This window comes from Streptococcus sp. SM3, from assembly GCF_027497875.1.
The window spans coordinates 38,532-51,886 of the sequence record NZ_JAJNSA010000003.1; the positions used below are offsets into that span (position 1 = coordinate 38,532).

General features: G+C 38.9%; 13 protein-coding genes and 1 other annotated feature. All 13 genes read left to right on the plus strand.

All coding sequences use genetic code 11. The features are described 5' to 3' along the window. The 13 genes from thrB (at position 1) to PAN06_RS01145 (ending at position 13,326) form a co-directional block, all read left to right on the plus strand. Entirely contained in the window at positions 1 to 870 is an 870-nt protein-coding gene (thrB, locus tag PAN06_RS01085; protein ID WP_004259709.1) for a homoserine kinase, read from the plus strand. Between the two features lie 295 nt (positions 871 to 1,165). Continuing rightward, a complete protein-coding gene (msrB, locus tag PAN06_RS01090; protein WP_269795343.1) occupies positions 1,166 to 2,104 on the plus strand; it encodes a peptide-methionine (R)-S-oxide reductase MsrB in 939 nt (312 codons plus the stop codon). Between the two features lie 60 nt (positions 2,105 to 2,164). Further along, entirely contained in the window at positions 2,165 to 3,889 is a 1,725-nt protein-coding gene (locus PAN06_RS01095) for an ABC transporter ATP-binding protein (RefSeq protein ID WP_269795344.1), read from the plus strand. Between the two features lies 1 nt (position 3,890). Next, entirely contained in the window at positions 3,891 to 5,639 is a 1,749-nt protein-coding gene (locus PAN06_RS01100) for an ABC transporter ATP-binding protein (RefSeq protein WP_269795345.1), read from the plus strand. A 309-nt stretch (positions 5,640 to 5,948) separates the two neighbouring features. Further along, a complete protein-coding gene (locus PAN06_RS01105; protein ID WP_269795346.1) occupies positions 5,949 to 7,208 on the plus strand; it encodes a TRZ/ATZ family protein in 1,260 nt (419 codons plus the stop codon). Positions 7,209 to 7,284: 76 nt separating this feature from the next. Beyond that, positions 7,285 to 7,420, plus strand: a sequence feature (ribosomal protein L10 leader region). Between the two features lie 38 nt (positions 7,421 to 7,458). Further along, the gene (rplJ, locus tag PAN06_RS01110; RefSeq protein ID WP_004259693.1) at positions 7,459 to 7,959 is read left to right on the plus strand and encodes a 50S ribosomal protein L10; all 501 of its coding nucleotides are present in this window, start codon (positions 7,459 to 7,461) and stop codon (positions 7,957 to 7,959) included. 72 nt (positions 7,960 to 8,031) lie between these two features. Further along, positions 8,032 to 8,400 carry a 50S ribosomal protein L7/L12 gene (gene rplL / locus PAN06_RS01115; protein WP_001196965.1) on the plus strand — a complete coding sequence of 123 codons (369 nt, stop codon included), beginning with the start codon at positions 8,032 to 8,034 and terminating at the stop codon, positions 8,398 to 8,400. 205 nt (positions 8,401 to 8,605) lie between these two features. Next, entirely contained in the window at positions 8,606 to 9,649 is a 1,044-nt protein-coding gene (locus tag PAN06_RS01120) for an SPFH domain-containing protein (RefSeq protein WP_269795347.1), read from the plus strand. A 306-nt stretch (positions 9,650 to 9,955) separates the two neighbouring features. Beyond that, complete coding sequence (locus tag PAN06_RS01125) at positions 9,956 to 10,243, plus strand: hypothetical protein (RefSeq protein ID WP_004259684.1); 288 nt, start codon at positions 9,956 to 9,958, stop codon at positions 10,241 to 10,243. Beyond that, entirely contained in the window at positions 10,240 to 10,881 is a 642-nt protein-coding gene (locus PAN06_RS01130) for a hypothetical protein (RefSeq protein WP_269795348.1), read from the plus strand. Before PAN06_RS01125 ends, PAN06_RS01130 begins: the two co-directional genes overlap by 4 nt. After that, positions 10,882 to 11,337 carry a hypothetical protein gene (locus PAN06_RS01135; protein ID WP_269795349.1) on the plus strand — a complete coding sequence of 152 codons (456 nt, stop codon included), beginning with the start codon at positions 10,882 to 10,884 and terminating at the stop codon, positions 11,335 to 11,337. A gap of 323 nt (positions 11,338 to 11,660) precedes the next feature. Further along, complete coding sequence (locus tag PAN06_RS01140) at positions 11,661 to 12,665, plus strand: NADP-dependent oxidoreductase (RefSeq protein ID WP_269795350.1); 1,005 nt, start codon at positions 11,661 to 11,663, stop codon at positions 12,663 to 12,665. A 16-nt stretch (positions 12,666 to 12,681) separates the two neighbouring features. Then, positions 12,682 to 13,326, plus strand: coding sequence for a TetR/AcrR family transcriptional regulator (locus tag PAN06_RS01145; protein ID WP_269795351.1), 645 nt, complete (start codon positions 12,682 to 12,684; stop codon positions 13,324 to 13,326). Positions 13,327 to 13,355: the final 29 nt, after the last annotated feature.

A 13,355-nucleotide genomic window follows, 5' to 3' on the forward strand; every position in this document is an offset into this window, starting at 1 on the left:
ATGAAGATTATTGTACCCGCAACCAGTGCAAATATCGGGCCAGGTTTTGACTCGGTCGGTGTAGCTGTAACCAAGTATCTTCAAATTGAGGTCTGTGAAGAACGAGATGAGTGGTTGATTGAACACCAGATTGGCAAATGGATTCCACATGACGAGCGCAATCTCTTGCTCAAAATAGCTTTGCAAATTGTACCAGATTTACAACCAAGACGTTTGAAAATGACCAGTGATGTTCCCTTAGCGCGTGGTTTGGGTTCTTCCAGCTCGGTTATTGTTGCTGGGATTGAACTAGCCAACCAACTGGGTCAGCTCAACTTGTCTGATCATGAAAAATTGCAGTTGGCGACCAAGATTGAAGGACATCCTGACAATGTGGCTCCAGCCATTTATGGTAATCTCGTTATTGCAAGCTCTGTTGAAGGGCAAGTTTCTGCTATCGTAGCAGACTTCCCAGAGTGTGATTTCCTAGCCTACATTCCCAACTATGAATTGCGTACTCGAGACAGCCGTGGTGTCTTGCCTAAAAAATTGTCCTACAAGGAGGCTGTTGCAGCTAGTTCTATCGCCAATGTGGCGGTTGCGGCCTTATTGGCAGGAGACATGGCGACTGCTGGGCAAGCAATCGAGGGAGACCTCTTCCACGAGCGCTATCGTCAGGACTTGGTAAGAGAATTTGCGACGATTAAGCAAGTGGCCAAAGAAAATGGTGCCTATGCAACCTACCTCTCTGGTGCTGGGCCGACAGTTATGGTTTTGGCTTCTCATGACAAGATGCCAACGATTAAGGCAGAATTGGAAAAGCAACCCTTCAAAGGAAAACTTCATGACTTGAAGGTTGATACCCAAGGTGTCCGTGTCGAAGCAAAATAAAGAATAGAAGATAGGATGGGGAAACTCTCGACCAGAGGGCTTCCTGTCCTTTTTTTGAAAAGAAGTTTATACTCAATGAAAATCAAAGAGCAAACTAGGAAGCTAGCCGCAGGTTGCTCAAAGCACTGCTTTGAGGTTGTAGATAAGACTGACGAAGTCAGCTCAAAACAGTGTTTTGAGGTTGTGGATAGAACTAACGAAGTCGGTAACCATACCTACGCTAAGGCGACGCTGACGTGGTTTGAAGAGATTTTCGAAGAGTATTAGTTAAAAACTTGATAAAGGAGAAATAAAGATGGCAGAAATTTATCTAGCAGGTGGTTGTTTTTGGGGCCTAGAGGAATATTTATCACGCATTTCTGGAGTGCTATCAACCAGTGTTGGCTACGCTAATGGTCAAGTCGAAACGACCAATTATCAGCTGCTCAAGGAAACAGACCATGCAGAAACGGTTCAGATAATTTATGATGAGAAGGCAGTGTCACTCAGAGAGATTTTACTTTATTATTTCCGTGTTATTGATCCATTATCTATCAACCAGCAAGGGAATGACCGTGGTCGCCAATATCGAACTGGGATCTATTATCAGGATGAAGCAGACTTGCCAGCTATCTACACAGTGGTGCAGGAGCAGGAGCGCATGCTCGGTCGAAAGATTGCAGTGGAAGTGGAGAAACTACGTCATTACATTCTGGCTGAAGACTACCATCAAGACTATCTTAAGAAAAATCCTTCAGGTTACTGCCATATCGATGTGACCGATGCTGATAAGCCATTGATTGACGCAGCAAATTATGAAAAGCCTAGTCAAGAGGTGTTAAAGAAAAGCTTAACCGAAGAGTCTTATCGTGTTACCCAAGAAGCTGCTACAGAGGCTCCATTTACCAATGCCTATGACCAAACCATTGAAGAGGGAATTTATGTAGACATCACGACAGGTGAGCCACTTTTTTTTGCCAAGGATAAGTTTGCCTCAGGTTGTGGTTGGCCAAGTTTTAGCCGTCCAATTTCCAAAGAGTTGATTCACTATTACAAGGATCTCAGTCATGGAATGGAGCGAATCGAGGTTCGTTCTCGGTCAGGAAATGCTCACTTGGGTCATGTTTTCACAGATGGACCGCGTGAGTTTGGTGGTCTCCGTTACTGTATCAATTCTTCTTCCTTGCGCTTTGTGGCCAAGGATGAGATGGAAGAAGCAGGATATGGCTATCTACTACCTTACTTAAACAAATAAAACAGAGAGGGTGGGTGCTTCCCACTTTCTTCATTTCTATAAAACGAATAGAAGGGATCTATGAAACACCTATTATCTTACTTTAAACCCTACATCAAAGAATCGATTTTAGCACCCTTGTTCAAGCTACTAGAAGCTGTGTTTGAGCTCTTGGTTCCCATGGTGATTGCTGGGATTGTTGACCGATCCTTGCCCCAGAAAAATCAAGGTCATCTCTGGATGCAGATTGGTTTGCTCCTTATCTTTGCAGTAATTGGTGTTGTAGTGGCCTTAATAGCCCAGTTCTACTCAGCTAAGGCTGCGGTTGGATTTGCCAAAGGACTGACAGATGATCTCTATCGTCATATTCTATCTTTACCTAAGGACAGTAGAGACCGTTTGACAACTTCTAGCTTGGTCACTCGCTTGACTTCGGACACTTACCAGATTCAGACTGGTATCAATCAATTCCTGCGTCTCTTTTTGCGAGCGCCTATTATCGTTTTTGGGGCCATTTTTATGGCCTATCGAATCTCAGCTGAGCTGACTCTCTGGTTCTTGGTCATGGTTGTCATTTTGACCATTGTTATTGTAGGGCTCTCTAGACTGGTCAATCCTCTCTACAGCAGTCTGAGAAAGAAAACGGACCAACTGGTTCAGGAAACACGTCAGCAAATACAAGGGATGCGGGTTATTCGTGCTTTTGGTCAAGAAAAACGAGAGTTACAAATTTTTCAAACCCTTAACCAAGTCTATGCTAGATTACAAGAGAAAACAGGTTTCTGGTCCAGTTTATTAACACCCCTGACCTATCTGATTGTAAATGGAACTCTCCTCGTTATTATTTGGCAAGGCTATATTTCTATTCAAGGAGGATTGCTCAGTCAAGGTGCTCTCATTGCCTTTATCAACTATCTCTTACAGATTTTGGTGGAATTGGTCAAGCTAGCCATGCTGATAAATTCTCTCAACCAGTCCTATATCTCTGCCAAGCGAATTGAGGAAGTCTTTGCCGAAGCTCCAGAAGACATCCATTCAGAATTAGAGAAAAAGCAAGTTACCAGCAATCAGGTTTTACAAGTTCAAGAACTGACCTTTACCTATCCTGATGCGGCCCAGCCTTCTCTGAGAGACATTTCCTTTGATATGCAGCAAGGGCAAATCCTTGGTATCATTGGGGGAACAGGTTCTGGTAAATCAAGCTTGGTGCAACTCATCCTTGGACTTTATCCAGCAGACAAGGGGAGCATTGACCTTTATAGAGATGGATCTAGTCCTCTTAATTTGGAGCAGTGGCGGTCTTGGATTTCCTATGTGCCCCAAAAAGTCGAACTTTTTAAAGGAACCATTCGTTCCAACCTGACTCTAGGTTTTAATCACGAAGTAACGGATCAAGAACTTTGGCAGGCCTTGGAAATCGGGCAAGCCAAGGATTTTGTCAGTGAAAAGGAAGGACTCTTGGATGCCATAGTTGAGGCAGGAGGGCGAAATTTCTCGGGCGGTCAAAAACAAAGGCTGTCCATCGCACGAGCAGTTTTGCGCCAGACTCCGTTTCTCATCCTAGATGATGCGACCTCAGCACTGGACACTATTACTGAGTCTAAGCTCTTGAAAGCTATCCGAGAAAACCTGCCAAATACAAGTTTAATCTTGATTTCTCAACGGACTTCGACGCTTCAGATGGCAGACAAGATTCTCCTCTTGGAAAAAGGGGAGCTCCTAGCTATTGGCAAGCACGAGGACTTGATGAAATCCAGTCAAGTCTATCGAGAAATCAATGCATCCCAACATGGAAAGGAGGACTAGCATGAGACGACAAACTGCAAATCAAACATTCACACGTTTGGCCAAAGATTTAGCAAGTCATCCCTTCCTTCTTTTTCTAGCCTTTCTAGGAACTATTGCCCAGGTTGGTTTATCGATTTACCTACCAATCTTAATCGGACAGGTCATTGACCAAGTCCTAGTGGTTGATTCTTCACCAGTTTTTTGGCATATTTTCATTCAAATGATCTTGGTGGTTATAGGAAATACCCTTGTGCAGTGGGTCAATCCTCTCCTCTATAATCGCCTAATCTTTTCTTATACTAAAGATTTGCGAGAGCGAATCATCCATAAGCTCCATCGTTTATCGATTGCTTTTGTCGATCGGCAAGGCAGTGGGGAGATGGTCAGTCGTGTAACCACGGACATAGAACAGTTGGCAGCTGGCTTGACCATGATTTTTAACCAATTTTTCATTGGCGTCTTGATGATTTTAGTTAGTATTCTTGCCATGCTTCAAATTCATCTCCTCATGACTCTCTTGGTCTTGCTGTTGACGCCACTGTCTATGGTAATTTCACGCTTTATTGCCAAGAGATCTTATCATCTCTTCCAAAAGCAAACAGAGACTAGGGGAATTCAGACTCAGTTGATTGAAGAATCGTTGAGCCAGCAGACCATTATCCAGTCCTTCAATGCTCAGGAAGAGCTTATCCAAAGGTTTCACGAGGCTAATGCCAATTACGCAGGTTATTCTCAGTCAGCCATCTTTTATTCTTCAACGGTCAATCCTTCGACTCGCTTTGTAAATGCGCTTATTTATGCCCTTCTAGCTGGAGTGGGAGCTTATCGTATCATGATGGGTTCAACCTTGACCATTGGGCATTTAGTGACTTTTTTGAACTATGTTCAGCAATACACCAAGCCCTTTAACGATATTTCCTCAGTTCTAGCCGAATTGCAAAGTGCTTTAGCTTGTGCAGAGCGTGTCTATGCTGTCTTAGAAAGTCCTGAGGTGGCTGAAACAGGGAAGGAAGTCTTGACCAGTGACCAAGTGAAGGGTGCCATTTCCTTTAAACAGGTTTCTTTTGGTTACCATCCTGAAAAGATTTTGATTAAGGATTTATCTATTGATATTCCAGCTGGTAGCAAGGTTGCTATTGTTGGTCCGACAGGTGCTGGAAAATCAACCCTTATCAATCTCCTCATGCGGTTTTATCCCATTAACTCGGGAGATATCTTGCTGGATGGGAAATCTATTTATGACTATAGTCGTATCTCTTTACGCCAGCAGTTTGGCATGGTGCTTCAAGAAACCTGGCTCAAGCAAGGAACCATTCATGACAATATTGCCTTTTGCAATCCTAATGCTAGTCGGGAGCAAGTGATTGCTGCTGCCAAAGCAGCCAATGCAGACTTTTTCATCCAACAGTTACCTCAAGGCTATGATACCAAGTTGGAAAATGCGGGAGAATCTCTCTCTGTTGGTCAGGCCCAGCTCTTGACCATCGCCCGAGTCTTTCTGGCTATTCCAAAGATTCTTATCTTAGACGAAGCAACTTCATCCATCGATACGCGGACAGAAGTGCTGGTACAGGATGCCTTTGCCAAACTTATGAAGGGGCGAACAAGCTTTATCATTGCCCACCGCTTGTCTACCATTCAGGATGCGGATCTGATTCTTGTCTTGGTTGATGGTGACATCGTTGAGTATGGCAACCATCAAGAACTCATGGCTAAGAAGGGCAAGTATTACCAAATGCAGCAAGCTGCCGCTTTTAGCTCTGAATAAGCCTTTCTATTTTAAAATCTTATGAACGAAAAAAGTTGCCTTCGGGTGACTTTTTTGTTACAATAGCTAGAAAAATTATTCACTGTAATACTCCATGAAAATCAAAGGGCAAACTAGGAAGCTAGCCGCAGGTTGCTCAAAGTACTGCTTTGAGGTTGTAGATAAGACTGACGAAGTCAGCTCAAAACACTGTTTTGAGGTTGTAGATAAAACTGACGAAGTCAGTAACCATATATCTACTCTACGATAAGGTGAATCTGAAGTAGTTTGAATTTGAGTATAACTTGTCTTTTAGAAAAGGAGCCTAGAATGAAAGTCTATCAGCATGTAAATATCGTGACTTGTGATCAAGATTTCCATGTTTATCTGAATGGAATCTTAGCAGTTAAGGATTCTCAAATCGTCTATGTCGGTCAAGGGAATTCAGAGATTTTAGAGCAAGCTGAGCAGATTATAGACTATCAGGGAGCCTGGATTATGCCTGGTTTGGTTAATTGCCACACCCATTCTGCTATGACAGGATTGAGAGGAATCCGAGATGATAGCAATCTCCATGAATGGCTCAATGATTATATCTGGCCTGCAGAAGCTGAGTTTACTCCAGACATGACTACCAAGGCGGTCAAAGAAGCGCTGACAGAAATGCTCCAGTCAGGAACAACAACCTTCAACGATATGTATAATCCCAATGGTGTGGATATTGAACGGATTTATCAAGAAGTGAAAGTTTCCAAGATGCGTTGTTATTTCTCACCGACCCTCTTTTCTTCAGAGACAGAGACAACTGCTGAGACTATAAGCAGAACTCGAGCTATCATCGAGGAAATTTTAGGATATAAAAATCCAAATTTCAAGGTGATGGTAGCCCCACATTCTCCCTACAGCTGTAGTAAAGATTTGCTACAAGAGAGTTTAGACATGGCAAAAGAACTGAATATTCCTCTCCATATCCATGTAGCGGAGACCAAGGAGGAGTCAGGAATTATCCTGAAACGATACGGCAAACGTCCTCTTGCTTTTCTAGAAGAACTGGGTTACTTAGAACATCCATCTGTCTTTGCTCACGGGGTCGAATTAAACGAGAGAGAAATTGAACGTTTGGCAACTTCTCAAGTGGCTATCGCTCACAATCCTATCAGTAACCTCAAACTGGCATCAGGGATTGCTCCAATTATCCAGCTCCAAAAAGCGGGAGTAGCAGTCGGAATTGCGACGGATTCGGTTGCCTCCAACAACAATCTAGATATGTTTGAGGAAGGAAGGACTGCAGCCCTTCTTCAGAAGATGAAGAGTGGAGATGCTAGCCAATTTCCAATCGAAACAGCTCTCAAGGCACTGACAATCGAAGGGGCTAAGGTCCTAGGGATGGAAGAACAGATAGGAAGTCTGGAAGTTGGTAAACAGGCAGATTTTCTCGTTATTCAACCACAGGGAAAAATCCATCTCCAACCTCAGGAAAATATGCTGTCTCACCTCCTTTATGCAGTCAAATCCAGTGACGTTGATGATGTCTATATTGCCGGACAACAGGTTGTCAAGCAAGGCAAAGTTTTGACGGTAGAACTTTAAAAGAAAAATCACTAAAAAATTTTAAAAAAAGTTTGCAAAAATCTTGCATTCTTTTTTTGACTATGCTATACTTATATACGGTTTGAAAAAACTGCCTAAGACAGTAGGGGAGCTCGACTCATAAATATCCTACCGAGGACAAAACGTATCATGTAAAAAGAAGCGTATTGTACTTTCGTGTCTAGGTTTGGGCGCGTTTTTCTTTTGGAAAAATTCCCCAAGCAAAATAATAACGGAGGTGAACACACTAATGAGTGAAGCAATTATTGCTAAAAAAGCGGAACTAGTTGACGTAGTAGCTGAAAAAATGAAAGCTGCTGCATCTATCGTCGTTGTTGACGCTCGTGGTTTGACAGTTGAGCAAGATACAGTTCTTCGTCGTGAGCTTCGTGGAAGCGAAGTTGAGTACAAAGTGATTAAAAACTCAATCTTGCGTCGTGCAGCTGAAAAAGCTGGTCTTGAAGAACTTGCATCAGTATTTGTTGGACCATCTGCAGTAGCATTTTCTAACGAAGATGTTATCGCACCAGCGAAAATTTTGAACGACTTTTCTAAAAACGCTGAAGCACTTGAAATCAAAGGTGGTGCAATCGAAGGCGCTGTCGCATCTAAAGAAGAGATTCTTGCACTTGCAACTCTTCCAAACCGCGAAGGACTTCTTTCTATGCTCCTTTCTGTACTTCAAGCGCCAGTGCGCAACGTTGCTCTTGCAGTCAAAGCGGTTGCAGACAACAAAGAAGACGCAGCTTAATTTTAAGCTACGCAGCGTAGCCTAGCTACGAAAATCTATTATAAATTTAAAACATATTTGGAGGAAATAACAATGGCATTGAACATTGAAAACATTATTGCTGAAATTAAAGAAGCTTCAATCCTTGAATTGAACGACCTTGTAAAAGCTATCGAAGAAGAATTTGGTGTAACTGCAGCTGCTCCTGTAGCTGTTGCTGCAGCTGGTGCTGCTGACGCTGGTGCTGCTAAAGATTCATTCGACGTTGAATTGACATCTGCAGGCGACAAAAAAGTTGGCGTTATCAAAGTTGTACGTGAAATCACAGGTCTTGGACTTAAAGAAGCTAAAGAACTTGTTGACGGTGCACCAGCACTTGTTAAAGAAGGCGTTGCAACTGCAGAAGCTGAAGAAATCAAAGCTAAATTGGAAGAAGCTGGAGCTTCAGTTACTCTTAAATAATAGAGCAACTACATTAGTAGCTTAAAAACATGATTAAACCGCTATTCTTAGGAGTAGCGGTTTTTCTTGTTTTATATAGGGGATTGCTCCAAAGATAATAGTTTATAAGTATGAGTTGCCTTTTCAACAAAGGGGTTATATAATAGTAATATAGGTATGGAAGATTAATCTTATAATTTATAGTTTTCATTTTAGAGGAGAAAAGATGGCATTAAATTTGTTTGATGTTATTCGTTATGAAGGTGAAGATACAAGGAATATACTTGCTTGGAGACATCCTAAAACGAATATCAAGATAGGAGCAACTGTAATTGTAAACCCTGGTCAGTGTGCTGTATTGTTTTCAAATGGAAGAGCAGTAACTACTTATGATGCTGGTAAACATAAGATTGAAGGAGATGATATTCAAATAGTTTCAGGAATAAAAAACTTTCTAAGTGGAGGTATTTCGTCTGACTCATTGTTTTTGTGGTTTGTGAATATGTATGATTTACAACCGATTGGATGGGGAACTTCTTCTCCTATAATGGTTCGAGATCCAGAAAGTGATATTCCTGTAGAATTGAAAATACATGGGAATTTCATTCCTCGAATTGTAGACTTAGAAGCTTTTATATTAGAATTTATGCCAAGTCACCCCGATATTATAACAGCTCCTATTTTACAAAAACGGTTTAGACAAACTGTTAGTGGGTTGATTAGTTCAGCTATTTCACAAGTAATATATAACCATAAGATTCCAATTCTTGATATTGAGATGCACAGTTTTGATATGTCTGTTGCTTTGTCAGCTATTTTATCCAGCCATTTTTCTAAATATGGAATTAGTATTGAGGAATTTAACATTGAGGCTTTAAAGGTAAATCAGAATAGCAATGGATATAGAGAAATCTTTAAATTCCACAAGCAAATTTTGGAAGCAAAAAGCAAGCAGGCTGGTCGAGATATTGAAGAGTATACTTATCAAGAAGAGAGACAATTTGATGTTTTAGAAGAGGCAGCAAAAAATAATGATTCTGCAGGAAATCTAATGGGAGCAGGCGTGGAAATAGCTATGGGACTTGCCTTGGGAGCTAAATTTAGCAACTTGGTGGATCAGATTGAAGATAGGAATTCATTTGACAAAGATGTGAATCAGCATCAAACTGACCTCAAAGGAGAAACAGGCTTAGCTAAGTTTTGTAGCCAATGCGGGACTGCTTTTTTGGAAGGAGCAAACTTCTGTTCTAATTGCGGGCACGAAAGATAGTTCAAATGATTGGAAAAATCATTTTTATATCAATCTTGTTTAAGCATTATCTTTAATCTTTGATTTTTTGTATTTTCAAATTTACTTTTGTTTTATTTGGGAAGTCTGGTATTGCCAGAATTTCCCTTTTTCTTAGAAATTTGAAAACTATGATTTCTTTGTTTGTATTTTTAAATCATTCAATTTATGTAATTCTAAGTATGGAAATGTATGAATAAATACAAAGGGTCATGAAGAGTATTTGGAAATTTTTTAAGAGAGTAAGGGATTTACTTAGACAAGTTCTATGACAGGAGGATATTGTAGATGTACCAAGTATTTCGTTTATTAAGTATACTTTTTATGGGATTAACAAGTGCAACATTTTTTCTTTCACTATGGGCAATAACTCTATTTCTTGAACATGGTAGGCCGATTTTCTCAATATTGATTCCTATTATTTTTTCTTTATCAGGTTTCTTTTTGTCATCCTTTGCATTTTATAGCTTTGGTATTTTAGAAAATATAAAAATTAAAGTCAAAGCTTTGGATGAGATATATAATGGGAAAGCTCTTTATAGAGAGTATATAGCAACTAGAGGAGAAGATAGGTGAAACAGTATATTAAGAATAATTGGAAAAAAGGCTTTCATTGGTTAATTTCAAATATAGTAATACTCTGTTTTGTAGTTTTATCACTTGCTATCTTTTCTATAGATGATGAACCAAGAATCTTTATATTGAAAAATCTTGATTTTATAATTTTGGCAAAGTTTGTGGGCATTCCTATTGTGATCAGCTTTTTATTTTTAACATTTCAAAATTTACCCTATGTAATAGTTGCCTTAATTATTTTATATTTGTTTCGAGAAACAATTAAAGATGCCTTTTCCTTAAAGAAATTAAAACAGAAGAATTTACTTCAAATGCTTGTTTTAATCATTTTATCATCATTTTTTGAATATGAAAAATCTAGGGAATGGTCTATTCGATTTTTATTTCTTTTAGTTCCTTGGTATTTTCTTAGTGTGAGTTTAATTTTAGTAATGACTTATTGTGAGTCTAGGAGACAAGAAGAAGTCAAGAAACAAAATCAAATACAAGCTTTATTCACTTTATTTGAAAAGCACCAGATTAACAAAAATACATATCCCGTTATTTGTCCATCATGTAGTGGTGAGAATCTGCTTTACCTAGGGCAAGGTAAATCATGTGATTATTGTGGTGCATGGTTATCTAGAAAGGAAATATAAATGAGACGCTATCGTTTAATCATTTCCAAGGTTGTTTATCCTATAGTATCTTTCATATGTATTGTCACCGGATTGAAATTTTATCAGTACATTGATAACTACATAAGATGGATTTTAGGAAAAAAAGAAGGTTTACTTTATGATTTCTACTTTATGTGGCTTTTAATAGTTACAATTTTGTTTGTTTTATTTTTCCTATTTTTGATTATATCGTCTTTTTTATTTTTGAAACAGCCACGTATGAAACAATATGATAAAGCTTTGATAACAGTTCTTAAGTTTGAAGAACAAGGTGAAGATGTTATTGAAATTAAAGGGAAAGAATTGCGAGATGAGTTATCTTATAAATTATCAGCAAAACGTGTTTATTGTCCTACTTGTTATAAGCCAACAGATGGAGTAATTGGAACTCAATTGACCTGTGCAACTTGCGGTAAAACTTTTATAGTTTCTTGATTTTAGGATAATTGAAATGATATTATCTTATAGCTATTTTGATATTGTTTTTAAAACCTAGTAAGTTTGTTTACTTGAAAATACCGCTATTCTTAGGAGTAGCGGTTTTTATTTTTTTATTCCATGGGGCAAAAATGGAAAGGAATCTTTAAAAGTGAGGAGAGTTAGATTGAAAGAATCATATTGGTAAATCGAAATGATGGATATTTGTATCATGTCATAAATCGTTATCAAACGATAATATTGATTTTCTTACAAATTAAGAGTATAATTTATAAAAATGAGTGTTCACTCAATTTTTGTAAAATTAAGGAGTAAAGAAAATGGTTGTTGAAGCAATAGAGTACAGTCGTTTCGGTAACGAAGAGGACTTGGATTTGCTGCAGATAGACTCTATAGCCTTGGATGTAAATCAAGTGAGAGTAGAAGTTCATGCTGTTGGTTTAAATCCTATTGATTATAAAACTTTTGAGGGAGCGAAACCCCTTCGATTTCTATCTTTTATAACGAAATTAAGGAAACCAAGTCGTTGGTTTGAATCCAAATCATCTCTATTTCCAAGAGGTGTGGGGAGAGATTTTTCTGGAGTTATTACAGAAGTTGGAAATGAAGTAACTAGGTTTTCAGTAGGAGATAAGGTGTTTGGAACAATGATTAGCGATCCTGGTTTGGGAACTAAGAGGGGAGCTTTAGCAACAGAAATTTGTGTCAATGAATCAGAAATTGTATTGAAACCAGAGATGATCGACATGACTCACGCAGCTACTATGGGAGTAGCTGCTCTAACTGTGGGTGGGGCTTTTAGAAGAATCGGTTTAAATTCAAGGGATACTGTTGTTATTTCAGCTGCAGCAGGAGGTATTGGAAGTATTGCAGTACAGTATGCAGTGGCTAAGGGAGCGACAGTGATTGGAATAGCAAGTAAGAAAAATGCAGAGTATCTGAAGTCTTTAGGTGCCATACCAGTAAGTTACGAAGAGAATATCAAGAAGGCTCTTCTATCAGCTAGTCCAACGCCTATTACAAAATTTTTGGATTGTTATGGATCTGATTATGTTAGATTGGCTTTTAGTTTAGGCTTGAAAGGGACAGCTATTGGGACATTAGTACCTTCACCCTATGTTATGATAAAAGGTGCTCAGTTTACTGGTCCGAGACATTCTACATATGATGATTTTAGCACTTTAGCTGAAATGGTCTCAGACGGGAAGGTTCAGCTGAAAATTGATCAAGTGTATGACTTTTCTCTAAAGTCAGTTAGAGAAGCCTATCGTAGTCTGAAAATGGGACACAGTCGAGGCAAAAAAGTCGTAAAAGTAAGAGAGTAGAAGAGAGGTGCTAGCGATGGAAAGTTTAGAACAAAAGTATGCTCAGACGTTAGAAGCTAGCAACTTGAGCTTGAAACAACGTCGAGTATTATTATCAAGCTTAAAATTATTCTCAGAAATTGGATTTGAGAATACAACGTCCAGCCTTATTGCCGAACGCGCTGGAGTGTCAGAAGGAACTGTTTTTAGTTACTTTAAAACAAAGGAAGGTATTTTAGAAGCCATTTTATCTACTTTTCTAGAACAGGTTATTCCAGAAGTAATTGCGGATTTCTCAGAAAAAAAATTCACAGTAGATCAAGAAACTTTTCCCTTCTTTTTAAAAAGTATTGTTCGAGATAGGCTCTTTTTCATTCAGGAGAATCAAATGCATGTTAAAATTCTCTTGGGGCGTTCTTTTATTGATAAAAATCTTTCTATCCAGTTAGGAAATATTATTGTTCAATCTATAATAGAACCAATTAGCCCTGTTTTAAATCAATTTAAAGAAAAAGGACTTATTCTAAATTGGTCAAATGAAAGAATTGTTCGATACATTTTAGCATTGAGTTTTTCTTATCTTATTCCCATGATGTTGAATGATGAAGGAACTATAAACATAGATGAAGCAGTTGATGAGGTTGTTGAATGTTTGTCATCTGCCCTAATGAAAGTAAAATAAATTCTGATGTTAAAACTCACTGTTAATGG